Annotated in this window: 28 protein-coding genes; 12 read left to right on the forward strand and 16 right to left on the reverse strand. The window is 70.0% G+C overall.

The features are described from left to right. Positions 1 to 15: 15 nt before the first annotated feature. Genes HKK72_RS00680 through HKK72_RS00690 form a run of 3 tightly spaced genes read right to left on the reverse strand, consistent with a single transcriptional unit; the run spans position 16 to position 3,283 of the window. Complete coding sequence (locus tag HKK72_RS00680; protein ID WP_187232209.1) at positions 16 to 792, reverse strand: ABC transporter permease subunit; 777 nt, start codon at positions 790 to 792, stop codon at positions 16 to 18. Beyond that, entirely contained in the window at positions 789 to 2,354 is a 1,566-nt protein-coding gene (locus tag HKK72_RS00685) for an ABC transporter permease subunit (RefSeq protein ID WP_187232210.1), read from the reverse strand. The genes HKK72_RS00680 and HKK72_RS00685 overlap by 4 nt, the downstream gene beginning before the upstream one ends. After that, on the reverse strand, positions 2,351 to 3,283 hold the full coding sequence (locus tag HKK72_RS00690) for an ATP-binding cassette domain-containing protein (RefSeq protein ID WP_187232211.1): 933 nt from the start codon (positions 3,281 to 3,283) through the stop codon (positions 2,351 to 2,353). Before HKK72_RS00690 ends, HKK72_RS00685 begins: the two co-directional genes overlap by 4 nt. A 109-nt stretch (positions 3,284 to 3,392) precedes the next feature. Here HKK72_RS00690 and HKK72_RS00695 point away from each other — a divergent pair, with 109 nt between their 5' ends. Further along, positions 3,393 to 4,604, forward strand: coding sequence for a sensor histidine kinase (locus tag HKK72_RS00695; protein WP_187232212.1), 1,212 nt, complete (start codon positions 3,393 to 3,395; stop codon positions 4,602 to 4,604). Further along, positions 4,601 to 5,269: a response regulator transcription factor gene (locus HKK72_RS00700; protein ID WP_187232213.1), complete on the forward strand. Its 669-nt coding sequence runs from the start codon at positions 4,601 to 4,603 to the stop codon at positions 5,267 to 5,269. Before HKK72_RS00695 ends, HKK72_RS00700 begins: the two co-directional genes overlap by 4 nt. Here HKK72_RS00700 and HKK72_RS00705 read toward each other — a convergent pair. Next, positions 5,250 to 6,110 carry a class I SAM-dependent methyltransferase gene (locus HKK72_RS00705; protein ID WP_187232214.1) on the reverse strand — a complete coding sequence of 287 codons (861 nt, stop codon included), beginning with the start codon at positions 6,108 to 6,110 and terminating at the stop codon, positions 5,250 to 5,252. The two genes, HKK72_RS00700 and HKK72_RS00705, sit on opposite strands and share 20 nt — an antisense overlap. 95 nt (positions 6,111 to 6,205) lie before the next feature. On the opposite strand from HKK72_RS00705, the gene HKK72_RS00710 reads away from it, so the two are divergent. From HKK72_RS00710 to HKK72_RS00730, 5 genes are all read left to right on the forward strand, one after another. After that, positions 6,206 to 6,793, forward strand: coding sequence for a TetR/AcrR family transcriptional regulator (locus tag HKK72_RS00710; protein WP_187232215.1), 588 nt, complete (start codon positions 6,206 to 6,208; stop codon positions 6,791 to 6,793). A gap of 99 nt (positions 6,794 to 6,892) precedes the next feature. Next, the gene (locus HKK72_RS00715) at positions 6,893 to 7,291 is read left to right on the forward strand and encodes an ArsR/SmtB family transcription factor (protein WP_187232216.1); all 399 of its coding nucleotides are present in this window, start codon (positions 6,893 to 6,895) and stop codon (positions 7,289 to 7,291) included. Continuing rightward, a complete protein-coding gene (locus tag HKK72_RS00720; RefSeq protein WP_187232217.1) occupies positions 7,288 to 7,941 on the forward strand; it encodes an SRPBCC family protein in 654 nt (217 codons plus the stop codon). The genes HKK72_RS00715 and HKK72_RS00720 overlap by 4 nt, the downstream gene beginning before the upstream one ends. A 13-nt stretch (positions 7,942 to 7,954) precedes the next feature. Continuing rightward, positions 7,955 to 8,650 carry a DUF998 domain-containing protein gene (locus HKK72_RS00725; RefSeq protein ID WP_187232218.1) on the forward strand — a complete coding sequence of 232 codons (696 nt, stop codon included), beginning with the start codon at positions 7,955 to 7,957 and terminating at the stop codon, positions 8,648 to 8,650. Then, positions 8,647 to 8,832: a hypothetical protein gene (locus HKK72_RS00730; RefSeq protein WP_187232219.1), complete on the forward strand. Its 186-nt coding sequence runs from the start codon at positions 8,647 to 8,649 to the stop codon at positions 8,830 to 8,832. Before HKK72_RS00725 ends, HKK72_RS00730 begins: the two co-directional genes overlap by 4 nt. Before the next feature lie 52 nt (positions 8,833 to 8,884). On the opposite strand, the gene rox is transcribed toward HKK72_RS00730, so the two are convergent. Beyond that, positions 8,885 to 10,432 carry a rifampin monooxygenase gene (rox, locus tag HKK72_RS00735; protein ID WP_187232220.1) on the reverse strand — a complete coding sequence of 516 codons (1,548 nt, stop codon included), beginning with the start codon at positions 10,430 to 10,432 and terminating at the stop codon, positions 8,885 to 8,887. 266 nt (positions 10,433 to 10,698) lie between these two features. Further along, positions 10,699 to 13,110, reverse strand: coding sequence for a replicative DNA helicase (gene dnaB / locus HKK72_RS00740; protein ID WP_187232221.1), 2,412 nt, complete (start codon positions 13,108 to 13,110; stop codon positions 10,699 to 10,701). A 331-nt stretch (positions 13,111 to 13,441) separates the two neighbouring features. Between dnaB and HKK72_RS00745 the strand changes: the two genes are divergently transcribed. After that, complete coding sequence (locus HKK72_RS00745) at positions 13,442 to 14,770, forward strand: MATE family efflux transporter (protein WP_187232222.1); 1,329 nt, start codon at positions 13,442 to 13,444, stop codon at positions 14,768 to 14,770. A gap of 53 nt (positions 14,771 to 14,823) precedes the next feature. Then, positions 14,824 to 15,012 carry a hypothetical protein gene (locus HKK72_RS00750; RefSeq protein WP_187232223.1) on the forward strand — a complete coding sequence of 63 codons (189 nt, stop codon included), beginning with the start codon at positions 14,824 to 14,826 and terminating at the stop codon, positions 15,010 to 15,012. Here HKK72_RS00750 and HKK72_RS00755 read toward each other — a convergent pair. The 7 genes from HKK72_RS00755 to HKK72_RS00785 form a co-directional block, all read right to left on the reverse strand. Beyond that, entirely contained in the window at positions 14,991 to 15,905 is a 915-nt protein-coding gene (locus HKK72_RS00755; RefSeq protein WP_410050271.1) for a peptidoglycan recognition family protein, read from the reverse strand. The two genes, HKK72_RS00750 and HKK72_RS00755, sit on opposite strands and share 22 nt — an antisense overlap. Positions 15,906 to 16,105: 200 nt before the next feature. Next, a complete protein-coding gene (locus HKK72_RS00760; protein WP_187232224.1) occupies positions 16,106 to 16,954 on the reverse strand; it encodes a peptidoglycan recognition family protein in 849 nt (282 codons plus the stop codon). Positions 16,955 to 17,116: 162 nt separating this feature from the next. Then, positions 17,117 to 17,563: a 50S ribosomal protein L9 gene (rplI, locus tag HKK72_RS00765; RefSeq protein WP_187232225.1), complete on the reverse strand. Its 447-nt coding sequence runs from the start codon at positions 17,561 to 17,563 to the stop codon at positions 17,117 to 17,119. Positions 17,564 to 17,577: 14 nt separating this feature from the next. After that, positions 17,578 to 17,814 carry a 30S ribosomal protein S18 gene (rpsR, locus tag HKK72_RS00770; RefSeq protein WP_187232226.1) on the reverse strand — a complete coding sequence of 79 codons (237 nt, stop codon included), beginning with the start codon at positions 17,812 to 17,814 and terminating at the stop codon, positions 17,578 to 17,580. A 131-nt stretch (positions 17,815 to 17,945) separates the two neighbouring features. After that, positions 17,946 to 18,527: a single-stranded DNA-binding protein gene (locus HKK72_RS00775; RefSeq protein WP_187232227.1), complete on the reverse strand. Its 582-nt coding sequence runs from the start codon at positions 18,525 to 18,527 to the stop codon at positions 17,946 to 17,948. A gap of 41 nt (positions 18,528 to 18,568) precedes the next feature. Beyond that, positions 18,569 to 18,859: a 30S ribosomal protein S6 gene (gene rpsF, locus HKK72_RS00780; RefSeq protein WP_187232228.1), complete on the reverse strand. Its 291-nt coding sequence runs from the start codon at positions 18,857 to 18,859 to the stop codon at positions 18,569 to 18,571. 120 nt (positions 18,860 to 18,979) lie between these two features. Then, positions 18,980 to 19,147 carry a hypothetical protein gene (locus HKK72_RS00785; protein ID WP_187232229.1) on the reverse strand — a complete coding sequence of 56 codons (168 nt, stop codon included), beginning with the start codon at positions 19,145 to 19,147 and terminating at the stop codon, positions 18,980 to 18,982. Between the two features lie 134 nt (positions 19,148 to 19,281). On the opposite strand from HKK72_RS00785, the gene HKK72_RS00790 reads away from it, so the two are divergent. After that, positions 19,282 to 19,584: a hypothetical protein gene (locus HKK72_RS00790; protein WP_187232230.1), complete on the forward strand. Its 303-nt coding sequence runs from the start codon at positions 19,282 to 19,284 to the stop codon at positions 19,582 to 19,584. 30 nt (positions 19,585 to 19,614) lie between these two features. After that, positions 19,615 to 20,385 (forward strand): deoxyribonuclease IV, encoded by a 771-nt coding sequence (locus HKK72_RS00795; protein WP_187232231.1) that lies wholly within the window; start codon positions 19,615 to 19,617, stop codon positions 20,383 to 20,385. Between the two features lie 37 nt (positions 20,386 to 20,422). Here HKK72_RS00795 and HKK72_RS00800 read toward each other — a convergent pair whose 3' ends face one another. Further along, entirely contained in the window at positions 20,423 to 20,890 is a 468-nt protein-coding gene (locus tag HKK72_RS00800; protein ID WP_187232232.1) for a barstar family protein, read from the reverse strand. Between the two features lie 136 nt (positions 20,891 to 21,026). After that, entirely contained in the window at positions 21,027 to 21,692 is a 666-nt protein-coding gene (locus tag HKK72_RS00805) for a helix-turn-helix transcriptional regulator (protein ID WP_187232233.1), read from the reverse strand. Between the two features lie 149 nt (positions 21,693 to 21,841). Between HKK72_RS00805 and HKK72_RS00810 the strand changes: the two genes are divergently transcribed. Beyond that, positions 21,842 to 22,771, forward strand: coding sequence for an oxidoreductase (locus HKK72_RS00810; protein WP_187232234.1), 930 nt, complete (start codon positions 21,842 to 21,844; stop codon positions 22,769 to 22,771). Here HKK72_RS00810 and HKK72_RS00815 read toward each other — a convergent pair. Beyond that, complete coding sequence (locus tag HKK72_RS00815; protein ID WP_187232235.1) at positions 22,744 to 23,841, reverse strand: hypothetical protein; 1,098 nt, start codon at positions 23,839 to 23,841, stop codon at positions 22,744 to 22,746. The two genes, HKK72_RS00810 and HKK72_RS00815, sit on opposite strands and share 28 nt — an antisense overlap.

A 23,841-nucleotide genomic window follows, 5' to 3' on the forward strand; every position in this document is an offset into this window, starting at 1 on the left:
TCGGCCACGTGCCCCTCACGCATCGCGCAGCCGGAGCAGCAGCCCGCCGGTGAGAAGTGCCGCCGCGGCCCAGGCGGTGAGTACGCCGAGGCCCGCCCATGGGTCGAGGGGCAGGTCGGTGAGATCGATGGTGGCCTGAATGGTGAGCCCGGCGTTCATGGGCGAGATCCTCCACAGCAGCCGCTGCCAGTCCGGATCGCGGATCATGCTGCCGATGATCGGGAAGAGGTAGAGCACGCCGAGCACGGCACCGATGGCCGCGGCGGAGTCCCGTACTGCGGCGGCGATGCCGAGGCTGAGCAGGGCGATCAGGACGAGGTAGAGGACCGAGCCTGCGGCCGCGCGCAGCGTCGGCCCGTCGGCCAGTGACAGAGGAGGGTAGCCGTGCGCGAGGGTGAAACCGTTGCCGGGCAGGATGAGCCGCCCCGCCAGCACGGACGCGAGCACGGCGATGATCCCCGCGGCCATTGTGAGGCCGATCAGGACGGCGGCCTTGGCGGCCAGCACGGTGGCCCGGCGCGGCATCGCGGTGAGGGTCGTGCGGATCATGCCGGTGCTGTACTCACCGCTGATCGCCAGTACGGCCAAGATGGCGACGATCGCCTGGCTCACCTGGATGCCCATGAGGCTGAGCTTGACGGCATCGTAGTTGCAGCGTGCCGACGTGCAGGTCGCGGTCGCGGCCGCCGCGGCGCTCACGGCGGCGGTCAGCGCGACGAGGGCGAGCAGCAGCCAGGCGGCGCCTGTCACGGTGCGCACTTTCGTCCATTCCGCGTGCAGTTCCGGTCTCATGCGTCCCTCCGGCGCAGCAGGAGGACGGCCGAGCCGAGAGCGAGCGCGGTGTAGCCACAGAGCACGGCGAAGCCGGCCCACGGCGCCAGCGGGTAGTAGCCCATCTGCGGCGCGTAATGGCTGATCACCTGCGGGTATTCCGGAATGCTCTGCTGGATCGCGAAGCCGGCGGCCGGGGTCAGCCGCAGCAACCACTGCGCCGCGCCCTCGGGCAGAACGGAGATGGTCGCGAGCATGTAGGGGAGGACGATCACCACGACGGCGGTGATGACCGCCATCGCACTGCGCCGGAACAAGGCGCCGAGCGCGAGGGCGAAGACGGCGGCGACGGCGAGCAGCGCCGCGGTGCCGACCACTACCCGCAGCTCGGTGAGGGGGGTGACGGGGAGGACATAGTTGCCGTTGGAGCGCAGGATCCGCGTGCACACCGGGACCGCGACGCCGGCGGCGGCCAGCCCTGCGACGAAGGTGACCGTGCCCATCACCATCGCCTTCGCCGCCAGCACCCGGCCTCGCCGCGGGTCGGCGAGCAGCGTGGTACGGATCAGGCCCCGTCGGTATTCGGCGGTGACGAACAGCACCGCCACGACGATCACCACGATCAGCCCGGTGAAGACGCCGCCGAGAGTGCGCTCGATGGCCTGACCGTCCTCGGCCCCGAGTGGTCCGATGTCGCCGGTCCCGGTCACGGTGAGCGTGCCGCCGGACTGCTCGAGCCCGTTCGGGCGATGGAAACGCTCCCAATCGGTCATTTCTGGGCTGTCCCCTACCTCGACGCGGCTCCACGCACCGCCGGCCGCCTTGCCCTGCAGGGTGACCTGGTCGAAGACCGCCGTGGTCTGGGTGAAGCGCATTTGTCCTCTGCTCCCACCGAGCCCGACCCGCTCCACCGTCAGATCGCCGGGCGAGTTGGCGAAGAGCCCCACCCGCACCGTCGCCGGCAGCCCGGCCAGGCGAGCCGTGCCGACCTTGGTCCACTGCTTGCCGTCGGTCGACTCGTAGCCGGTGAGCGTGTCACCGGAGCGGGTCAGCCGCAGCCATCGCGGGGATGCCGCCGAGACACCGCCCGGTCGGCCGGCCGTGTCGTGCGTGAAATCGTGCTGCATCCGCACCCCGTGCTCGCCGGTGAGCATCACCGCCGCGTAGGCCGAGCCCGGTTCGGTGCTCTGCTTGATGATGATCCCGGCCTTCGCCCACGGCACCAGGCCGGGAACGAGCTGGTCGTGGTTCGGCGGAGGATAGGTGATGATGCCGGTCATTGAGGTCAGGCGGGCGGTGATGCTTCCGTCTCCGGCCAGTGGCTGGTGCACGAAGTAGAACCTGTCGTTCACCGCTTCGCCGCCCGGCCCCACCGGCGGGGTGGGGCAGGGACCTTCGGGGCATGACGTGTGACTGCCTGCCGCGGTGAGCAGCCCGAGCAGCACGGTGAGCAGCGCCGCGACCACCATGGCGATCACCCAGCCGCGGACCGTCCGGAATTTGGTCCATTCCGCGTGCAGCAGGCGCGCCATGCCACCGCGCCCGGCCCGCAGGTCCGAGCGGTCGGGAATCGTGGTGCTCATCGCGACGCCTCCTGTCCTGTGACGGCGCGGAATTCGGCCGCGTCCCGGGTGAGCTCCAGGTAGGCCTCCTCGAGCGTCGCGCGGTGGGCCGCCACCTCGAAGAACGGCACCGCCCTCGCACCGAGGAGCGCCACCACTCTCTCCGCCGCCAGCCCGGACAGCGTCAGCGTGTCGTCGCCGAGGGCGGCGACGGTGGCCCCCGCGTGCTCCAGCACCCTCGCCGCCTCCGACGGCGCCGTGGTACGGAGCGTCACCCGGTCGCCCGACACCGCGGCGAGCAGCTCCGCCACGCCGGCGTCGGCGATGACCTTGCCGCGGCCCACCACCACCAGATGGGCGGCGGTGTCCTGCAGCTCACTCATCAGATGGCTGGACACCAGTACGGCGCGGCCCTGCCCGGCCAGCTCGATGAGGAAGGCGCGCATCCACACGATGCCTTCGGGGTCCAGGCCGTTGAACGGCTCGTCCAGAATGATCACTGGCGGGTCGCCGAGCAGTGCGGCGGCGATTCCGAGCCGCTGCCGCATGCCCAGCGAATAGCCGCCCGCCTTCCGCCGGGCCGCCTGCCGCAGACCGGCCTGCTCGATCACCTCATCGACCCGCTCGGTGGTCAGCCCCTGGGAATGCGCCAGCCACAGCAGGTGGTTGCGGGCGGAGCGGCTCGGCTGCAGCGCCGCGGCGTCCAGCAGGGCCCCGACGTGGCTCAGCGGGCAACGCAGGCTCTGGTACGGCCGCCCGCCGATCAGCGCGCTGCCCTCATCGGCCGCGTCCAGGCCGAGGATCACCCGCATCGTGGTGGACTTGCCCGCCCCGTTGGGGCCGACAAAGCCGGTGACGTGCCCCGGCTGCACCGAGAACGACATCCCGTCCAGTGCCACGGTCGGCCCGAAACGTTTGCGCAGGCCGTTGACTTCGATGGTTGCTTCCATGCGTTCGGTTGTACGGATACCGCCATAACGTGGGCCGAACGGAGACCGTAATGTCGTTGTTAGGTCCGGGGCGGCATCCTGGGGGTCAGCACGGAACGGGAGAGGACTGATGGGGATTCCGCGACGTCCGGCGCTGCCGCGCCGCACTGTACGGCAGCGCTTCACCGCCCTGTACGGCGCCTTGTTCCTGCTGTCCGGCGCCGGGCTGCTGACCATCGCGTACCTCGTGACCTCCGGATCGATGAGCTCCTCCCGGAGCGCGCCCTTCCAAAACCCTCCGCGCCCGCAGTCGTCGCTCGCGGCCGCCCAGGAGCACATCGCCCGGCTGCAGGAGCAGCTGTCCCGGCAACAGACGGCCCAATCGCGTCAGCTCCTGCTCGGATCGGTGGTGGCGCTCGCCGTCATGGCCGTGGTGTCGGTCGTGCTGGGCCGGATCGTCGCGGGCCGGGTGCTGCGCCCGCTGCGGATGATGACCACGGCCACGCGGCGGATCTCCGCCGACAACCTGCACGAACGGCTGGCCGTACCCGGCCCCGCCGACGAGGTGAAGGATCTCGCCGACACCATCGACGGACTGCTGGAACGGCTCGAGGGCGCCTTCACCGCTCAACGCCGCTTCGTCGCCAACGCCTCCCACGAACTGCGCACCCCGCTGACCACCATGCGCGCGTCACTGGACGTCGCCGTGGCCAAACCGGAGCCCGTACCGCCCCAGACCATCGCCCTGGCCGACCGGCTGCGAACCGAACTCGACCAGGTCGATCGGCTCCTGGACGGCTTCCTCATGCTCGCCCGCACGCAACACGGCGCCCTCCCCGAACCCGCGACACTCTCGCTCGGCAGCGTCGTGTCCGCGGCACTGGCCTCCCGGGCCGCCGACATCGGCGCCAGGGACCTGACCGTGCACGACGCCATCCGCCACGACGGCGCGCTGGTGCGGGGCAGCCGGACGCTCCTGGGTCGGATGGTCGACAACGTGATCGACAACGCGATCGGCCACAACCACGACGGCGGCTGGATCCGCGTCGCCGCCGGTACCGAGGGCGCGACCGCGAGCCTGGTCGTCGAGACCGGCGGGCAGGTTCTCGACCAGCGGCAGGTCGCGCAGCTGGCCCAGCCCTTCCGCCGGCTCGGCGCCGACCGGACCAACGCAGGCGACGGGGCAGGGCTCGGGCTGTCGATCGTGGCGGCCATCGCCACGGCGCACGGCGGCACCCTCGACCTGCGTGCCCGACCCGAAGGCGGCCTGCTGGTCGGCATCTCGCTGCCCCTGGCGGCCCACCCGGTGGCCGGCCCCGGGCGGGCAGGTGCCCAGGCGTGAGAGTGCTCGTCGTCGAGGACGCGCGGTCGCTCGCGGCCGTCCTGGTCGAGGGCCTGCGCGACCAGGGCATGGCCGTCGACGCCGCTCACGACGGGCTCGAGGCCGCGGCCAAGCTCGACGCCAACTCCTACGACGTGGTCGTGCTCGACCGTGACCTGCCGGGAATCCACGGCGACACCCTCTGCCAGATGATCACCGATCGCGACGACCGGGTCATGGTCTTGATGCTGACCGCGGCCGGCTCTCCCGAAGACCGGGTCAGCGGCCTGGGCCTCGGAGCCGACGACTACCTCGCCAAGCCGTTCCATTTCCCCGAACTCGTGCTGCGCGTCCGCTCCCTCGCCCGCCGCCGGCCCTCGGCGCGGGCCCGCGTCCTGCGCGCGGCGGGGATCGAGCTCGACGCCCTGCGGCACACCGTCACCCGGGACGGACGCCGGCTGGACCTCTCGGTCAAGGAGTTCGGGGTCCTCGAAGCACTCCTGCGCGCCGCCCCCGCCTTCCTCAGCGCCGAGGACCTGCTCGAACAGGTCTGGGACGAGCACGCCGACCCGTTCACCAACACCGTCACGGTGACCATCGGCCGCCTGCGCCGCAAACTCGGCGGCCCACCCGTCATCATCACCAGACCGAGTGTCGGCTACCGCATCACCGACCCGCCCGGGTAGGTCCCGAAACCCTCGGCTCGACGGCGCCGGTTCGCGCCGCGGCGACCACGACGGCGGTGTAACGCAACGTGAACTCGCCCCCGAACGCGTCGATCGCGGCCCCGATGCCCGCCAGCACCGACTGCAGCCCGGCCGGCGGGAGCCGGGTGTGGCCGCCGGTGGTCGGCAGCTGGTCCAGCCACTCGTCCCGGGTGTAGGACCGCTCCCAGTCGAATCGCCAGTGCTCCGGCTCGCCGAACGCGCCCGCCTGCCGTATCCCGTCGGCCGCCTTGGTGCGCAGCAGCGCGTACCCGTCCGAGCCGGACCCGGCCCATCTGGCGGCGAGCGAGTCCGGCATCAGCCGGCGGTAGACCGCGGCGAAGGCCTCTGCCACGTCGGGCGGCGGTTGGCTCACGTTCCAGAACACTGCGAGCGTGCCGCCGGGCCGCAGCGCCTCGGCCGCCTTGGCCGCTCCCGCGATCGGGTCCACCCAGTGCCAGGTCTGGCCGGCGACGACCGCGTCAAACGCTCGGTCGGCGGGGTCCCAGGCTTCGAACGTCGCGACCTCGACCTCGAGCCCGTGCCGTCGCGCCCAGTCGGCCATCCGCGCGTCGGGCTCGACTCCGAGTACCTTGCAGCCGGCCGCCTGGAACTGCCGGGCCGCTATGCCGGTACCGCAGCCGACGTCGACCACGTCGGGCCCGGGAATGGCGGCGACGATCCGGTCCACCATGGCATCGGGATAGCGGGGCCGGGTCCGGTCGTAGCGTTCGGCGTCCACGCCGAACGACTCCGCCACCTCCCGGTGTCGATGAGGCTCTGGTTCGGTAAGAGGCGCTCGCTCCGGCGGTATAGTGGGCATGCGCCCACTATAAATGGGCATGCGCCCACTCGTCGACCCGGGCAGGACCCCGAGAGCCGAGAGAGCGACGACCACATGAGGGACGGAGATGCACGGTGCCGACAGGGGTGGCCATCCGCGACGCGCGTGAGCAACTGTTCGACGCCGCAGAGCGCGTACTGCTCCGGGACGGGCCGAATGCGCTGACCAGCCGGGCGGTCACCACGGAGGCGGGCTGCGCCAAGGGCGTTTTGCACCGGCACTTCGCCGACTTCGACGCCTTTCTCGCCGAGCTCGTGCTGGACCGCATCGCCCGGATCGACCACCAGGCCGCCTCCCTGCGCGAGTCCGCCGGGACCGGCACCGTCGCCGGCAACCTCACCGGCGCACTGACGGCCCTGTTCGGGTCGGTCGCCGTGGCCATCGTCGCCCTCATCACCTTCCGGGATGACCTGCGCGCCCGGCTGCGCCGGTCCAGGCCGACCGGCGTTCCGGTCCTGACGGAGGCCACGGCCATGATCGCCTCCTACCTCACCGCCGAGCGCGAACTGGGCCGCATCGCGGCCGACGCCGACGTCGACACGCTCGCTCCCACGCTGATCGGGGCCGGGCACCTGCTGTTCGCCGACCGGAAGGGCACCCCGCCGGAGGCCGGAGCCGTCCACAGGGTCGTGACCACGGTCATCGCCGGCGTCATGCGATGACGATCGGTTCGTGGACGTGGCCTCGGCTCTCGGTTGGCCTTGCCTGCACGCGGTATTCACTCTTGACTTATATAAGCTGCAAATGACATCCTCATTGCCGTGCAGGCCTTCGACGTTCTCGGCGACCCGGTCAGACGCCGGATCTTGGAGTTGCTCGCCGACGGCGAACTGACCGCAGGCGCGGTCAGCGAGGGCATCCGGGCAGAGTTCGGGATCTCGCAGCCGGCGGTATCGCAGCACCTGCGGGTGCTGCGGGAGTCCGGGTTCGCGACCGTCCGCGCGGACGGCGCCCGGCGCCTGTACTCCGTCGACTCGGCACCACTACGGGAGGTCGACATCTGGCTGGAACGCTTCCGCCGGTTCTGGATCCGGCGCCTGGACGCGTTGGGCACCGAACTCGTGCGCGGCAAGCGCCGACGCCGCAAGCAACGCGAGAACACTGCCGGGCCGCGGTCTGCGGGCAGGCAACCGTCTACGAAGAGCGAGGAAGACAAGTGATCGACATCGTCAACCAGATCAACGCCACGCACCGGGAGATCGGCGACCACGCGGTCGCCACCGGCGAAGGACGGTCGCTGCTGCTGCGCCGCACCTATGACGCCCCGATCGAGGATGTGTGGAGCGCGTGCACCGAACCCGACCGGATCAGCCGATGGCTGGCCCCGATCGACGGCGACCTGAGGCCCGGCGGCACGTTCCAGCTGAAGGGCAACGCCGGCGGAGAGATCCTGCGCTGCGAAGAGCCCCGCCTGATCAAGGTGACCTGGGTCCTCGGGGAAGGCATGGTCACCGAGCTCGAAGTCCGCCTCGCGCCCGGCGATGACGGCGACACCGTCCTGGAGCTCGAGCACGCCACGCCCGCCGAGATCCTCGACGAGCTGGTGCGAACCTACGGGCCCGGCGGCACGATCGGAGTCGGCGGCGGCTGGGACCTCACGCTGCTCGGCCTCGACCTGTTCCTACGCGGCACCGAGTTCGACCCCGCCACCTGGGAGGACACCGCCGAGGCAAAGGAATTCGCCACCCAAAGCTGCCACGCCTGGGGACCCGTCATCCAGGCCGCCTGGGGAACCAGCGACGACGACATCGCCGCGGCCATCGCCTTCGGAGTGCAGCACTTCGCCCCCGAGACCACAGAGGACCCATGAGAGGCGCAGACCGATGACCGAGAACGTCATCACCACAGGGGACGGTAGGGCGCCGGGTGCGGCCGTGGGTCCGACGAGGACGCTGCTGACCTGCGGCATCGTCGCCGGCCCGCTCTATATCGTCGTGGTCGTCCTGCAGATGCTCACCCGGGACGGGTACGACATCAGCCGCCACCCGGCCAGCATGCTGAGCAACGGCGACCAGGGATGGATCCAGATCGCCAACTTCGCGGTCAGCGGCCTGCTGTTCGTGGCGTGCGCGATTGGGCTGCACCGGGTGCTCGGTCCGGCGGCGGGCCGGGGCGGCATCTGGGGACCGCGGCTGATCGGCGTCTTCGGCGCCGGGATGGTCGCCGCGGCCGTCTTCTCCGCCGACCCCTCCGACGGCTTCCCGCCGGGGACGCCGACCGGTCCGCCCACGAGCATCAGTTGGCACGGAGCCGTGCACTTCCTCGTCGCCGGGATCGCGTTCTTGGCGTTGATCGCCGCGTGCTTCGTGTTCGCCCGGCGGTTCGCCGCGGCCGGCCGCCGCGGCTGGGCCGCCTTCAGCAGGGTGAGCGGCGGGCTCTTCCTGGCGACCTGGATCTCGATCTTCGCGCTGCAGGGCGCCCGGGTGGCCAATGTCGCCTTCGCCGTCGCGATCGCGCTCGTCCTGGCATGGACGTCGCTACTGGCCGCACACCGGCTGACCCGACCCGGCGAGGAATGAGAGCCGCAGGACAGACGGTGTACGCGCAGGCGTTCAACGCCGTGTTGTACGGCTACCTCGCCGGGGCCCTGGCCGAGACCCGGACAGCGCGACTGGCTACGGACGCCGGCATGGCCGCCCATGCCGGCGGGCGGTGGATGTCCGACGAGAACGCCCACGACATGAACCAGCCCCCGCCATGATCTCGACCCGAGCCGGGCGTGTTCGCATTCACTTTCGGTTGCTCAGGCGAGATCAGTTGGCGGGCTTGCCGAACCAGCGGGAGAGGTGGTCGTCCAGGTCCTGCTGATCGTCGCCGATCCAGGCGACGTGGCCGTCGGGGCGTAGCAGGACGCACGGAACATCCAGTACCGCAGTGGGATCCGCGAGGTGATCGACCCGGTCCGACCAGCCGCCGACGGTCAGGCGTTCGGTGCGGTCCAGCAGCAGACCGCGGCCGCGATGCAGCAGACTGTAGAGGTGGCCCTGTTTCACGTCGATGTCGCGCAGGCGGCGGCCGAGCAGGTCGGGGCCTTCGCCGAAGTCGTAGCGGATGCCGATCGCGGTGATCTTCTCGATCAGATGGCGGTTCACCTCGTCGAAGTCCATCAGTTCGGTGAGCAGCCTGCGCACGGCCTGTGGGCCCGGTTCGGTGGACATCAGTTCCATCTGGGCGCGGGTGTTGTCCAGCACGTCCTCGGCGACCGGATGACGTTCGGCCTGGTAGGTGTCCAGCAGTGTTTCCGGCGCCCAGCCGCGGATCTGCGCGGCCAGTTTCCAGCCGAGGTTGAATGCGTCCTGAACGCCCAGGTTGAGGCCTTGACCGCCGGCGGGTGGATGGATGTGCGCCGCATCGCCGGCCAGTAGCACCCGCCCGACGCGATAACGCTCGGCCAGCCGGGTGGCATCCCCGAAGCGGGACAACCAGCGCGGGGAGTGCACGCCGAAATCGGTTCCGGCGATGGTGCGCAACTGTTGTTTGAAATCTTCGAGGGTGGGCGGTTCCGCGCGGTCGCTGACTCCCGCGGAGAAGACTACGACGCTATAGACCCCTTCGCCGAAGGGCCTGAGCCAGAATCGCTGATAGGTCTCGCTGATTTCGGTCACCTTGGCGGCGATCTCCTCCTGCGGCACACCCACTTTCATCTCGCCCATGAGCGTGTCGGTCCGTGAGGGCTCGCCGGGGAAGCCGACGCCGAGCAGTTTGCGCACCGTACTGCGCGCGCCGTCACAGCCGATGAGGTAGCGCGAACGCAGCTGTTCCCCGTCGGACAGCTCGACGGTCACGCCCTCGTCGTCCTGCTCGAAACCGGCGACCGCACAACCGCGCCGGACCTGCGCGCCCAGTTCGATCGCATGTTCTTCGAGCAGATGTTCGATGACCGGCTGCGGGATGCCCAGCAGATAGGCGTACGCGGAATCCAGGCCCTCGGGCGCGGGTTTGGTGATGGCGGCGAAGATACCGCCGACCGGACGCTGTCTTCCGCGTTCGAGAATGCGATCCAGCAGTCCGCGCATTGCCATCAGTTCGAGACTGCGAATATGCAGACCGACTATGCGGACGAACGACACGGGCTCGGTTTCCTTCTCCAGAACGAGTACCCGCACATCGTGCAGCCGCAGTTCGGCGGCCAGCATCGCACCGGTCGGCCCGCACCCGGCAATGATCACATCGAAGACGAGGGGCGCGCGATCGGCGCCGGAGGCCGGCGACCAGAGAACTCCGGGGACGTCGCCCACCGTGGAGTCACGCTCGACCCTGTCGTTCGACGGCGGCTCGGCGGTGACCTGCTGAGAGTGCATAGGTGTTGCCTTTCGGGAGTGCCTTGTCGGCGAGGCGCTCCCGGCGACACCTACGTCAAATCGCCCGACCGTGACGGAAGGGGGAGCACCCACATCGATACAGCGTTCATGGGTCTCACCTCCTCGGGCGGTGTCACGGTCAACGGCAAGCTACAAGCCCGAGCACCATCCCGTCCAACCCTTTCCCCGCCACGTGATCACGACTCCCAACGGGCCCGTGCGGTTGCAACTGTTCACCGAGCCGCGGAACCTACAATGTCGACGTCTTACTGGGCCATGTCGACGAAGCGGCTGTAGTGCCCCTGGAAGGCGACGGTGACGGTGGCGGTGGGGCCGTTACGGTGCTTGGCCACGATCAGGTCCGCCTCGCCTGCCCGAGGCGATTCCTTCTCGTACGCGTCCTCACGGTGCAAAAGCACCACGACGTCCGCGTCCTGCTCCAGCGATCCCGATTCGCGCAAATCGGACACCATCGGCTTCTTGTCCGTGCGCTGCTCGGGACCACGGTTGAGCTGGGACAGGGCGATGACCGGGACCTGGAGCTCCTTGGCCAGCAGCTTGAGCGACCGGGAGAACTCCGAGACCTCCACCTGGCGGCTCTCGGCGCGCTTACCCGATGACATGAGCTGCAGGTAGTCGACCACGACGAGCCGGAGGTCGTGCCGCTGCTTGAGCCGGCGGCACTTGGCCCGGATCTCCATCATCGACATGTTCGGGGAGTCGTCGATGAACAGCGGTGCCTCGGCCACCTCGCTCATGCGCCGGGCCAGCCGGGTCCAGTCCTCGTCCTGCATCGTGCCCGACCGCATCGCGTGCAGGGCGATCCGGGCCTCGGCCGACAGCAGCCGCATGGTGATCTCGTTGCGGCTCATCTCCAGGCTGAAGAAGGCCGAGGTGAGGCCGTGCTTGATCGACGCCGCCCTGGCGAAGTCGAGGGCGAGTGTCGAGTTGTGGGTGGGGATCATCGATCGGGTGGCGAGGTACAGATGGTCCGGATGATCGATCTGGACGCACCGCACCGGCACGCTCCGCACCGGACGCACCGACGTGATGGTGCGCGACCCCGCACGTGCGTGCGCGACCGAGCCGCTCTCCTTGTGCGCCAGCTTCTTGCGCTCGAGCATGAAGACCTCGTCCGAGGTCGAGAAGGCCAGGGTGAAACCGCCGGGCGACGTGGCGCGGCCACTGACCCGATCCGCACGAAGGGAACACCGGTAGCCGAGGCTGTTGACGAGTTCGTGGACGTCCTCGGCGAGCCCGCGCCCCGTCACGCCCAACCGGACCCGGCCGCCCCTCGCCACCGTGCCGCCGACGTCGAGCAGGCCGGCCAGCAGTGCACGGCGCTGCGCCGCGGACGCGCGCAGATAGGCGGCCGGGACGCGCCGCTCGTCCAGCACGCCGAGCTTTCGCAGGATCGCCTGAACCGTGCCGTGGCCGCGGGTGCCCTTGGGGCAGGGAAGCTGGAGCGCGTACGTCGATCCCATGACCGGGACCGGCTGGACCCCCGCTGCCTCGATACGGACGAGGATCTCCGGCTCGGCGGTGGTGATGCGGGCCGCGGCGGTGTGCCCGCCGCCCAGCCACGCTCCGAGCGCGTACGGCGCGAGCACGAGATCGCGCTCGGGGAGTTCGAGCTGCCGGGTGTTCACCACCGAATGGTTCAGGCGCCGGTCGCCGGTGGGATGCCGGATCGTCGCTGCGATCTGGCGGGTGGTCTTCACCGAAGCGAACACGCGCCGGCGGCCACCGCGTTCGGGAGCGGCCGCCGCCCGGGCCGCCCTTCGGGACGCGTGCGTATCGGTGAGCCACTGATGCTCGGCGTCGGCTATGACGGCGCTGCCGTCCTCGAACGTGATCTCGTAGCACGGCCGGCCGGCCATCACCTCGGTCGCGCCGACCACCCTCGTCGGCGAACCGTCGGCGGCGAGGAGCCGGTCGCCGACCTGAACCTGGCCCATGGTGGTCCAGCCGTCCGGCGTCGGCAACGGCGTGTTCAGCGCGAGCGCCTTGCCCATGGCCGGTCGCGCGGCCACGATGATCATCTGACCGGGGTGCAGGCCGTTGGTGAGCGCGTCGAGATCCTGGAAGCCGGTGGGGACTCCGACCATCTGGCCGCCGCGGCTGCCGATGGCCTCGATCTCGTCGAGCGCGCCGGGCATGATCTCGCTCAGCGGCACATAGTCCTCACCGGTCCGCTTCTCGGCGATGGAGAGGACCTCGGCCTCGGCCCAGTCGAGGATCGCGTCGGCGTCGGCCCCGTCGGCCGCGTAGCCGCGCTGGGTGATGCGCGTGCCCACCTCGACCAGCTTGCGCAGGACCGCCCGTTCCTGAACGATCTTGGCGTAGTAGCCGGCGTTGGCGGCCGTCGGCACCGATGAGATGAGCGTGTGCAGATAGGGCGCCCCGCCCACGCGGGCGATCTGGCCGTTCTTGGTGAGGGTGTTGGAGATGGTGACGGCGTCGGCGGGCTCGCCGCGGCCGTACAGATCGAGGACCGCGTCGTAGATGAGCTGGTGCGCGGGCCGGTAGAAGTCCTGCGTGCGCAGCGTCTCGACCACGTCGGCGATCGCGTCCTGCGAGAGCAGCATGCCGCCGAGCACGCACTGCTCGGCCGTGAGGTCGTGTGGCGGGGTGCGTTCGAATTCCCGCTCATGGGGCGGAATCTCGGTAACGCTCATCGGGCACCCCCTCGTCGCAATCGCCACCTGGAGCACGAGCACCTCAGGTTTACCGCCCGGGTCTGACATTCTCCGGCTCATCACGCGCCCCGGCAAAACGATCTGTGGAGGGTGTTGTGGAGCCGCTGTGCAAACACGCCGAGACCGTTGTGCACGACCTGTGGAGAACTCTGGGGACAACCAGGTCATGGCGGCCCCGATCACCGCCGTGAGCTGGGAGAAGATCGTCCACCGCCTGTGTGCGAAAGAAACCACGACATCCACCGCTCCACGGGAGCGTAATGTGTCAGTCTTAGTTGAGTCATTACAAGACTGGTACTCTGCCGTCGATATGGCGCTTCCCTCAGTGCTGCGGCACCCTCACGATCGGGAGATCCTGCGGCTGGCCGTCCCGGCGTTCGGCGCGCTGGTGGCCGAGCCGCTCTTCCTCCTCGCCGACACCGCCATCGTCGGTCATCTCGGCACGGCGCCGCTGGGCGGCCTGGGCGTGGCGGGACAGGTCCTCGGCACCCTCGTCAACGTCTGCGTGTTCCTGGCGTACGGGACCACCGCCGCCGTGGCGCGGCAGGTGGGCGCGGGCCATGTCCGCGAGGCCGTCCGGCAGGGCATCGACGGCATCTGGCTCGCCGTGGGCATCGGCCTGGTGTTGATCGCGGTGGGCTGGCCGCTGAGTCCCTGGATCATCGACGCCTTCGGCGCGTCCGCCGAGGTGGCGCCGCAGGCCGAGACCTTCCTCAGGGTGAGCCTCTTCGGCATCCCGGGGATGCTGGTCGTGCTCGCCGGCACCGGCGTCCTCCGTGGACTGCAGGACACCAAGACGCCACTGCGCGTGGCCATCGGCATGTTCGGTCTCAACCTCGCGCTCAACGCGCTCTTCGTGCTCGTCCTCGGCTGGGGCATCGCGGGATCGGCCTGGGGCACGGTGATCGCCCAGACCGCGGGCGGAGGCGTCTACATCGCGACCGTGCTGCGCGGGGCACGCAGGCACGGCGCCCCGCTGCGTCCTGACGCCAGAGGCCTGCGCGCCTCCGCCACGGCCGGCGTCAACCTGCTGATCCGAACGCTGAGCCTGCGGGTCGTGCTCATCGCCGGCACCGTCGTCGCCACCCACATGGGCGACGCCGAGATCGCCGCCTACCAGGTCGGATTCCAGGTGTGGACACTCCTCGCGTTCGCACTCGACGCCATCGCCATCGCCGGTCAGGCGATCACCGGCCGCCAACTCGGCGGCGCCGACGTGGCCGGGGCCCGGGCGGCGACCCAGCGCATGGTGCAGTGGGGAATCGCCTGCGGAGTGCTGTTCGCGCTCGTGGTGCTGGCCGTGCGCCCGTGGCTGCCCGCCCTGTTCACCCAGGACCCGGCCGTACGGCACCTCCTGCTCAGCACACTGATCGTCATCGCGCTGCTGCAGCCGATCGCGGGAGTGGTGTTCGTGCTCGACGGTGTGCTGATCGGCGCCGGCGACATGCGCTACCTGGCCATCGCCGGCGTGCTCACGATGGCGGCGTTCCTGCCGGCCGCGGCCCTGGTCCACCTGCGCGGTGGCGGCCTGGTCGCACTCTGGGTCGCGATCGGGGTGTGGATGGCCGCCCGGTTCGCCGCTCTGGGACTACGGGCCCGCAGCGACGCGTGGCTCGTCACAGGCGCGGTACGGCGGTGACGGATCATTCGAGAACACACTCGAACGACGCACTGATCCGCTAGAATTCGAACATGTGTTCAACACACGGGGAGCGCCTGGCCCGGCTGACGAAGGCGATCGACGATCTTGCCTTGGACGGACTGACCGGGCTGCCGCCGGAGGCCTGGGCCGAGCGGGTGGCGGGCATCTGGTCGCTGGTCGAGGGGATCGATCCAGAGATCGCCCGCCGCCGCACCCTCTACACCGGACCGGACTCGTAGTCCCCGAAGTCGAAGTCATCCTCATTGCCGGCATCGCCAGAATTACCGGTATCACCCATGTCTCCCGTGCCCGGCGTGGTCTTCGGTCCCGGCACCATCGGCCCGGGACCACCCAGCAGCGCGGCGGCCTGACGGCGCAACTCCGGCAACCGGGCGTACAGCACATCGCCCGGGCAACTGGTCGCGTTGAAGTCACGGTGACCCACGATCGCCCGGTACGGATCCAGGCCGTAGACCGTGCACAGCCATCCGCACACCCGGACCAGCGAGGACCACAGCGCGACCGGCACCGGGGCCCGCATGTAGTTGCCCTCGTTCTCGATGCCGATCGTGTGGCTGTTGTGGTTCAGCGTCTGCGCGCCGACCGCGTGCCGACCGGCGAGGATCGCCCGCAGACTGCGATTGCGGCCCTCCATGATGTGGCCGCCCCGGCTGATGGTCAGCTGCTCACCGATGTCGGACCAGCCCCGGCCGCCCATGTGGAAGCGCTGAATCGCCCGCGACAGCCGGTAGGCGTGCGCCAGCGAGTAGTCGCCGGTGTTGGGCGTCGCGGTGTGATGCACGACGATGCGGTCGGGAGCACCGCGCAGGACTTGCGCCCGGTCCTTGGGCCGTCTCGCCCGCCACGCCCGACGCGGGTGGATGAGCGGAGACTCTCCGTCCGCGGCGGCCGCCGCCACGGGCCCGCCGTAGACCAGGGCCGCGCCGACCGTCCCCCCGGCCAGGCCGACCCCGATCGCTCCGCCGAGCAGCCCGCGGCGCGACACCCCGCCCTCCGGTGACCCGTGCGGCGACGGCCCGCTCCCCGGCTCGTCACCCGCCCGCACCGGCGGGCCCTGCACCTGCGGTCCGTCCACGAGCGATCCGCGGTCCGGCAGTTCATCACCCGGCAACTCCCCACGCTCCTCCCCCGCTACGGAACCCGATTACCGACCGTAGCGGGAGAGGACCTGGTCACCAAGGAAGCGATCACCAAGGATCCGATGCTCAGGGATCGGATCGTCAGGGAGCCGGTCACCCAAGGACCTGGTCACCAAGGAGTTGGCGGCCCGGCGGGACCGCCGCCGCGTTCCACGTCGCCGTCACGTCTCGGCTACCCGCGTTCTCCCGCCGCCAGAGCGGGGCCGTGGTCGAAGGCGCGCCGCGGCCCGCGCAGGCCGCGGCCCAGGTCGGGCAGCGGATGCGCGGCGCCGGCCGCCCCCACCAGGCCCATCGCGGCGGCGACGTCCTGGCGCAGCCTCGGCAGCATGCCGTAGAAGGTGTCGCCCGGGCAGGCCGTCGCGACATAGTTCCGGTGCCCGACGATGCCGGAGGACGGGGCGATTCCGTACAGGTCACAGAGGTAGGCGCACAAGCGCACCAGTGTGTTCCACAGCGCGGTGGGCGGGCCGGTGGACGTGTAGAGACCCTCGCATTCGATGCCCACCGTGTGCTCGTTGTGCCCCGCGCACTGCGCGCCGACCACATGGGTGCGGGTGTCGAGCGCGTAGATCGTACGGTTGCGGCCCTCCATCAGATAGCCGCCCCGGCTGATCGTGAACTGCTGTCCGACGTCTGCCCAGCCGTTGCCGTCCATGTGGAAGTTCTGAATCGACCTGGACAGCGCGTACGCGTGGTTCACGGAATAGTCGGTCGAGTTCGCCGTCGCGGTGTGGTGGACCACGATGTGGTCGGGCACGCGGCTCAGGATCGTCGCGGTGCTGCGGGGCGCGCGGGCCTGCCATTGGGCACGCGTGGAGATGTAGGGCCGGGTCGCGGCGGACGCGCTCGAACCGAGACTAGTGGCGGCGGCCAGCACGGCCGCTCCTCCGAGCGTGACGGCGCCGCCGAGCAGCCGGCGGCGGCTGGGCCGGCCCGCGAGGCCAGGGCCGGTGAGCAGCGGGCCGGTGAGCAGTGGTTCGGCAGGCTCGGGAGGCGGTGTCGGAGACAGGGCATCGGACATGGCGGGGTCCTCTCGTGGCATCCGAGATGGTTACCCATGGGTATCAAGAGGCTCTTGATCGAGCCATGGCGAGGACTGCCAAACCAAACCGGCACAAAAGCCGTTTCACGTAAAACAAGGCCGGACCCGTACAGGTCCGGCCTTGTTTACAGCTTTGTCAGATCAGTTACCGATCACCTGAAGTTCGATCGTGGCGCTGACCTCGGGGTGCAACCGCACCGACACCTGGTGCGCGCCGATCGTCTTGATCGGGTTACCCACCTCGATACGACGCTTGTCAAGGTCGGGGCCACCCGAGTCCCTGACGGCCACGGCGATGTCGGCGGCGGTAACCGAGCCGAACAGCCGGCCGCTGTCACCCGCCCGCGTGGGCAGGCGCACAGTGAGCGACTTGAGCCGGGCCGCGATCTCCTTGGCGTGATCGAGACTCGCGATCTCGCGGGCCGACCGGGCCCTTCTGATCAGTTCGATCTGCTTCTCCGCGCCAGTGGTCCACTTCATGGCGAAACCACGAGGTACGAGGTAGTTACGGCCGTAGCCGTCCTTGACCTCGACCACGTCGCCGGGCTCGCCGAGACCGGTCACCTGCTGAGTGAGAATGAGCTTCATGATCCCGTCCCCTCTCAGCGCGCGGTGCTCGTGTACGGCAGCAGCGCCATCTCACGAGCGTTCTTGATCGCGGTCGCGACGTCGCGCTGGTGCTGAGTGCAGTTGCCCGTCACCCGACGGGCGCGGATCTTGCCCCGGTCGGAGATGAACTTACGCAGCAGCGCGGTGTCCTTGTAGTCGACGTAGGAGATCTTCTCCTGGCAGAACAGGCAAACCTTCTTCTTCGGTTTACGAGGAGGTGGCTTGGCCATCGTGGTGCTCCTTTGAGGAGAGCCCCGTTCACACGGGGATGACACTGAAACTGGACTGTGTGCCCCTGGTGGGCGCTGTCATGTCCGCGTTGTATGGGGCACGTGCACGCGGACGCGCTGATCTGATCGCGTTAGAACGGCGGATCGTCGGAGAAGCCGCCGCCGCCTCCGCCTCCGCCACCACCGGTGGCCCAGGGGTCGTCGGGCGGAGCGCTGCCGCCGCCGGGGCCGCCGCCGCCGGGGCCGCCGCCGCCGGGACCGCCGCCGTAGCCGCCACCACCGCCGCCACCGCCGGAGTAGCCCCCGCCGCCGCCGCCGCCGAAGCCGCCGCCCCCGCCACCCTGCCGCTGGGTCTTGTTGACCTTGGCGGTGGCGTTCTTGAGCGACGGGCCGACCTCGTCGGCCTCGATCTCGTAGACGGTGCGCTTCTCACCCTCGCGAGTCTCGTACGACCGCTGCTTGAGCCGGCCGGAAACGATGACGCGCATGCCCCGCTGGAGGCTCTCGGCGCAGTTCTCCGCCGCCTGCCGCCAGACGTTGCAGGTCAGGAAGAGGCTCTCGCCGTCCTTCCACTCGTTGGTCTGCTTGTCGAGGAAGCGGGGGGTGGACGCCACGCGGAAGCTCGCGACGGCCTGACCGCTGGGGGTGAAGCGCAGATTCGGATCCTCGACGAGGTTGCCGACGATCGTGATCTGAGTATCGCCTGCTGCCATGGACTCGCTCCGGCTGATCTTGACTCAGTGGCCTTGGTGGCTCAGTGGGCCTCGGGACGGATGACCTTCGTACGCAGGATCGTCTCGTTGAGGTTGAGCTGCCGGTCGAGTTCCTTGACCGTGGCAGGCTCGGCCGTCAGGTCGATGACCGCGTAGATGCCTTCGGACTTCTTCTGGATGTCGTACGCCAGGCGCCGGCGGCCCCAGACGTCGACCTTTTCCACACTTCCACCGTCGGTCTTGACGACCCCAAGGAACTGGTCGAGCGACGGGGTTACGGCGCGCTCCTCGACGGATGCGTCGAGGATCACCATGAGTTCGTAGCGACGCATGCTGTGTCCCTACCTCCTCTGGACTGATGCGGTCACGGTCTCTCCGTGACAGGAGGGCTCTTGCGTCTCACCGCGGGCATGACCGGATTTGTTCGCCCTGCCACACGGGACCGACCCAGGTTACCAAGAGTTTCCAGGGTGCGAGCTCGTAGCGAGACTCCTGCGCCGGTCGAGCTCGCTGATGATGTCCACCATGCGAGACCGCATGCGAGCCGTCTGGGTGGTCAGCAACGACAGCTCCTCCACCAGCTCGGCGTCGCCGATCGCCTCCAGATCGTGCGTTTCCATCACGGTCCACCTCCGTCCCCATCGAAGCTGTGTTCGACACTACCGCGAGGGGCCGACAAACCGGCGGGTTGACTGAAACCATGCCGGGGACCACCCTCTGAAGGAGGAGTTCTCGCACGTCACGAGGGGGTGGCATGATGCCACTGGCGCTCCCCGGCCGACCGCACGTCACGTTGAACAACGACGGCGACCGGCATCCCAGAGAGAATTCGCTCGCGGTGACCGCGTTCGCCGTGGGGGTGACCGCGCTGGTCCTGGGCCTGATCGTGCACGCGCACGTCTTCGGCGCGATCGCGGGTCTGATCGGCCTCCCGCTCGCGCTGTACTCCCAGATGGTCTCCGCAACGATCGGCGAACGCTGGCTCAACATCGTCGGGCTGATCGCCGCCTTCGTCGGCCTCGGGCTCTCCCTGGCCCACGGCGGCTTCACGCCCTGACGATCGTGACGAACCCGTAGGCTTGCGGACATGCGCATCGGTGCCCACGTCGACCAGACCAACCCGCTCGATTCCGCGAACGCCCGCAAGGCGGAGGTCGCGCAGTTCTTCCTCGGCGACCCGCAGGGCTGGAAGAAACCGGTCGTGCCCGAGGGAGCGGCCGCCGTCCGAGAGGCCGGCGTGGACGTCTACATCCACGCCCCGTACGTCCTCAACGTGGCGACCTCGAACAACCGGATCCGCATCCCGAGCCGCAAGCTGCTCTCCCAGCACCTAGAGGCGGCCGCCTCGGTCGGCGCCAAGGCGCTGATCGTGCACGGCGGTCACCTGCTCAAGGACGACGACCCGCAGATCGGTTACGACAACTGGCGGAAGGTCTTCGAGCGGCTGGACGACTGCCCGATCCCGATCTACATCGAGAACACGGCCGGTGGCGGCAACGCCATGGCACGCAAGTTCGAGCGGATCGCCCGGCTGTGGGACGCGCTCGACGGGCTCGCCGATCTCGACCGGCAGGTCGGCTTCTGCCTCGACACCTGCCACGCGCACGCGGCCGGCGAGGAACTGATCGACGCGGTCGACCGGATCAAGTCCATCACCGGGCGGATCGACCTGGTCCACTGCAACGACAGCCGCGACTCCTTCGGCTCCGGCGCCGACCGGCACGCCAACCTCGGCGACGGCGAGATCGACCCGGAACTGATCCTCACGGTCGTACGGGCGGCCGGCGCCCCGGTCGTGGTCGAGACCCCGGCGGAGGGTCAGGCCGCCGACATCGCCTGGCTCCGCGACAACCTCTGAGGGATTCGGGCAAGGCGCCGCCCGCCGCGGGCGCCCGTCACGCGCCGAGCAGGGGCAATCCGGCCGCCACCGGGTCGTCGCCCTCCCCTGGCAGGAGCACGGTCATCGGGGTGTCGCTGTCGCGCCACAGGTCGACGGCCGATTCGAAGATCTCGATCGCGGTGCCGAACGCGGCGGGGTCCTCCTGCGACAGCGCCTGCCATCCCGCGTAGACCACGAGGAACCCGGTGGCGGCGGACGCCCAGGTGAGATCGGTCAGGCAGTCGCCGAGGGCGTCCCAGTCATGATCGAACCAGTCGGGGAAGGTAAAGCCCTCGGCGCACAGATCGAGGAACTCGCCGGCGTCGGTCACGCTCTGCCCGGCCAGCCAGAACAGCCGCCGACCGGCCTCGCGCGCCGCGTCGGCCACGTCTCCGCGGCGGGTGGCGCCGGGAACCGCCCACCTGTAGACACCCGGCTTGGCCGCCCCGGTCAGCAACGCCTCGATGCCGCCGAGCTCACTCATGCTGTCCTCTCGATGATCTGAAGATCCGGTACTGGTCCGCGGTGCGGGAAGCCGCCTGCCATTCTTCCCCGTGGTGGCGCTCCCGGCGCCCGGAAACCGTCCACACGGAACCGCCCGCCCGGAACCCGTCCGCCGGCTACGCGTCCAGCCCGAGCTCACGAGCTCGGGCACCGGCCTGGAAGCGGGAACTCGCGCCGAGCTCGGTCATGAGCTCGGCCACTCTACGGCGGTAGGTCCGCAGGGAGAGCCCGAGCCGGCGAGCCGCCGCCTCGTCCTTGAGCCCCTCGCCGAGCGACCGCAGGATCCGGCGATCCTGCTCGTCGAGCGCGAACCGACCGGCCCGGCGGAAGTCGGCCAGATCAGTGGCCGCCTGCCACGTGGCCCAGAACAGCGAGATCACCCCGTTGAGCACATCCGGCGAACGCACGACGGTGTAGTCCCGTACGCCGCGCACCGGTGGCCCCGCGAGGATCGCGATCCGCCGGTCGATGATGATCGTCTCATGTGCCAGAGCGGCCGCGCAGATCCGCACCCGGACCCCTCGCCCGGCCACCTCGACGAGGTGCCGCTCGGACTCCTCGTCATCGAGGACCCGTGGGCTGAACAGCTTGTGCACGGCGGCCCCCGGCGACGCTCGCCGCGCCGCGACGATCCGCTCCCGGCTGCCGGGCATCGCCCACGTACGGAGGTCGGCGGCGGCGCAGACGAACTCCTCGCGCGCGCCGGTGAGCAGGTGCCCGGCGTGCTCCATGAGCTCCCGCTCACCGTGCAGCGTCACGTTCCGATGCGGATCGACGTTCATCGCGATCCAGTGTGCGACCGCCGTAGACCCAGGTCAAACCGTCTCCGTCCGGCGCACAGAGCGGCGCCGCCAAGGTCGGCGCCCGGTCGAGATGGCAGCTTGCTGCCACCGGCTCGCTCAGGATGCGGCCCCGCAGCAGAGTTGTGGGCATGACGACAGATCACATCACGGCCACCGCGTCCGGGCACTGGATGCTGGGTGGCGACCTGCGGGTCTCCCGCATGGGTTTCGGGGCGATGCGGCTTCCGGCGCGCGGCTGGAACGGGCCGGCGGGTGACCGCGACACCGCGCTCGCCGTGCTGCGCCGGGCGGTCGAGCTCGGGGTCGACCACATCGACACCGCCTCGTTCTATGCCCATGGCGACCTCTCCGCCAACGAGCTGATCCGTTCGGCGCTGCACCCATATCCGGACCAGCTGGTGATCGCCACCAAGGTCGGGCCCCAGCGGGGGTCCGAGGGCCGGCTGTCGGAGGCCGGCCCGTCCGAGCTGCGCGCCGCAGTGGAGGGCAATCTCACCGAGCTCGGCCTCGACCGGCTCGACCTGGTCTATCTGCGCGTCGGCGGCATCGACGGGCCGACCGGCGACCGGATCGGCGAGCGTTTCTCGGCCCTCGCCGCGCTGCGCGACGAGGGGCTCGTCCGCCACCTCGGCGTCAGCAACATGAGCGCCGAGCAGCTCGCCGAGGCCCAACAGATCGCGCCGGTGGCGGCCGTGCAGAATCGGTTCAGCGTCACGGTCCAGGAGGACGTGGAGCTGCTGGAGATCTGCGCACGGCAGAACATCGCCTATGTGCCGTTCTTCCCGCTGGGCGGATTCGGGCTGCCGGACGACGACCGGATCAACCGGGTGGCCGAGCGTCACCGCGTCACGGTCGCCCAGACCATGCTGGCCTGGCTGCTCGCCCGGTCACCGGCCATGCTCGCCATTCCCGGCACTTCCACGCTCGCGCATCTGGAGGAGAACGTCGGCTCGGCCGGGCTCCGGCTGAGCCCGGAGGATCTCACCGAACTCGGGCGCCGTGACCAGCTGAGCGTCCATGCCCCCGGCCGTCAGCCCGCCCAGGAGCCCGAGGTGTAGAGGACCACCTGGACGACCAGTAGCGGCACCGAGAGCGCGAGCAGCGCGACGTACGCCCATGGCCGGCGTACGCCGAGCACGCCGAGCGCCAGCCACAGCGGCCACCACACCAGGGTCGACCGGCCGATCGAGAGATAGAACGCCGAGGTCATGAGCGCGACGAGCTGCAGGCCGACATAGCTCGACTCGGCCCAGCGCCTCTTGGCGAGCAGCCACAGGGTGAGCACGACCCCGATCACCGCCGCGGCCAGCTCGACCCGGAACGCGTGGGTGAACTGGTTGTCGGCGTGGAAGGCCGCGTTCCACGTGGTCTCCCACGCCTGCCACGGCCATACCGTGTCGCGGCCCCAGCCCTTCTCCTGGGCGATCTGCCAGGCGTTGAACCTCCCGGTCCAGTGCCAGAGGTAGGCCCAGTACGCCGCCGGCGCGAGGAACGGCACGATCAGCCAGGGGGCCTGCCGCCACTGCCGCCGCTCGCCGGTCAGGAACTCCACGACGAGCGCCAGGGCCAGGAAGACGCCGGTGATGCGCACGCCCGCGGCGGCGAAGCCGCACAACGCGGCGGGCGCCCACCGGCCCTGGCGGGCCAGCAGCCAGGCGGGCAGCGCGAAGGCCAGGAACAGCGCCTCGGAGTATCCGGCGAGCAGGAACAGCGCCACCGGGCAGAGCAGCAGCGCGATGACGGCGCGCTGCCCGGTGCCGGCCCCGAACTCCTGGTCGCCCAGCCGGGCGAGCGCCACCATCGCCACGGCGCCCGCCGCGAAGGAGACGAGGAGAGCCGCCAGCCGCCAGTCCGGCACGATGAGGTGGGTCGCGCGCACGACGAGCGGGAAGCCGGGGAAGAAGCCGGGCAGGCCGGCGTCAGGGGGTTGTGCCGGATCCCCGCCGTAGCCGTACCGCGCGATCTCGATGAGGTGGTCGACGTCCCACTGCGTCCACCGGTCGAGGAACGGCTCCTGTAGATCTCCGCGGACCAGCGTCCGGCCGGCGACGATGGCGATGAGCACCATGCCGGCCCTGGACAGCAGCCACGTGCCCAGGGCCGTACGGTCACGCGAGTTCAGGATCAC

Source organism: Actinomadura sp. HBU206391 (assembly GCF_014323665.1).
In the GTDB taxonomy this organism is placed as follows: domain Bacteria; phylum Actinomycetota; class Actinomycetes; order Streptosporangiales; family Streptosporangiaceae; genus Actinomadura_C.

Excerpts from the sequence above, each read along its gene's own strand:
- HKK72_RS00680 (WP_187232209.1), bottom strand. The coding sequence starts at position 792 with ATGAGACCGGAACTGCACGCGGAATGGACGAAAGTGCGCACCGTGACA.
- HKK72_RS00685 (WP_187232210.1), bottom strand. The coding sequence starts at position 2,354 with ATGAGCACCACGATTCCCGACCGCTCGGACCTGCGGGCCGGGCGCGGT.
- HKK72_RS00690 (WP_187232211.1), bottom strand. The coding sequence starts at position 3,283 with ATGGAAGCAACCATCGAAGTCAACGGCCTGCGCAAACGTTTCGGGCCG.
- HKK72_RS00695 (WP_187232212.1), top strand. The coding sequence starts at position 3,393 with ATGGGGATTCCGCGACGTCCGGCGCTGCCGCGCCGCACTGTACGGCAG.
- HKK72_RS00705 (WP_187232214.1), bottom strand. The coding sequence starts at position 6,110 with ATGCCCACTATACCGCCGGAGCGAGCGCCTCTTACCGAACCAGAGCCT.
- HKK72_RS00725 (WP_187232218.1), top strand. The coding sequence starts at position 7,955 with ATGACCGAGAACGTCATCACCACAGGGGACGGTAGGGCGCCGGGTGCG.
- HKK72_RS00730 (WP_187232219.1), top strand. The coding sequence starts at position 8,647 with ATGAGAGCCGCAGGACAGACGGTGTACGCGCAGGCGTTCAACGCCGTG.
- rox (WP_187232220.1), bottom strand. The coding sequence starts at position 10,432 with ATGCACTCTCAGCAGGTCACCGCCGAGCCGCCGTCGAACGACAGGGTC.
- dnaB (WP_187232221.1), bottom strand. The coding sequence starts at position 13,110 with ATGAGCGTTACCGAGATTCCGCCCCATGAGCGGGAATTCGAACGCACC.
- HKK72_RS00745 (WP_187232222.1), top strand. The coding sequence starts at position 13,442 with ATGGCGCTTCCCTCAGTGCTGCGGCACCCTCACGATCGGGAGATCCTG.
- HKK72_RS00750 (WP_187232223.1), top strand. The coding sequence starts at position 14,824 with ATGTGTTCAACACACGGGGAGCGCCTGGCCCGGCTGACGAAGGCGATC.
- HKK72_RS00760 (WP_187232224.1), bottom strand. The coding sequence starts at position 16,954 with ATGTCCGATGCCCTGTCTCCGACACCGCCTCCCGAGCCTGCCGAACCA.
- rplI (WP_187232225.1), bottom strand. The coding sequence starts at position 17,563 with ATGAAGCTCATTCTCACTCAGCAGGTGACCGGTCTCGGCGAGCCCGGC.
- rpsR (WP_187232226.1), bottom strand. The coding sequence starts at position 17,814 with ATGGCCAAGCCACCTCCTCGTAAACCGAAGAAGAAGGTTTGCCTGTTC.
- HKK72_RS00775 (WP_187232227.1), bottom strand. The coding sequence starts at position 18,527 with ATGGCAGCAGGCGATACTCAGATCACGATCGTCGGCAACCTCGTCGAG.
- rpsF (WP_187232228.1), bottom strand. The coding sequence starts at position 18,859 with ATGCGTCGCTACGAACTCATGGTGATCCTCGACGCATCCGTCGAGGAG.
- HKK72_RS00785 (WP_187232229.1), bottom strand. The coding sequence starts at position 19,147 with ATGGAAACGCACGATCTGGAGGCGATCGGCGACGCCGAGCTGGTGGAG.
- HKK72_RS00790 (WP_187232230.1), top strand. The coding sequence starts at position 19,282 with ATGATGCCACTGGCGCTCCCCGGCCGACCGCACGTCACGTTGAACAAC.
- HKK72_RS00795 (WP_187232231.1), top strand. The coding sequence starts at position 19,615 with ATGCGCATCGGTGCCCACGTCGACCAGACCAACCCGCTCGATTCCGCG.
- HKK72_RS00800 (WP_187232232.1), bottom strand. The coding sequence starts at position 20,890 with ATGAGTGAGCTCGGCGGCATCGAGGCGTTGCTGACCGGGGCGGCCAAG.
- HKK72_RS00805 (WP_187232233.1), bottom strand. The coding sequence starts at position 21,692 with ATGAACGTCGATCCGCATCGGAACGTGACGCTGCACGGTGAGCGGGAG.
- HKK72_RS00810 (WP_187232234.1), top strand. The coding sequence starts at position 21,842 with ATGACGACAGATCACATCACGGCCACCGCGTCCGGGCACTGGATGCTG.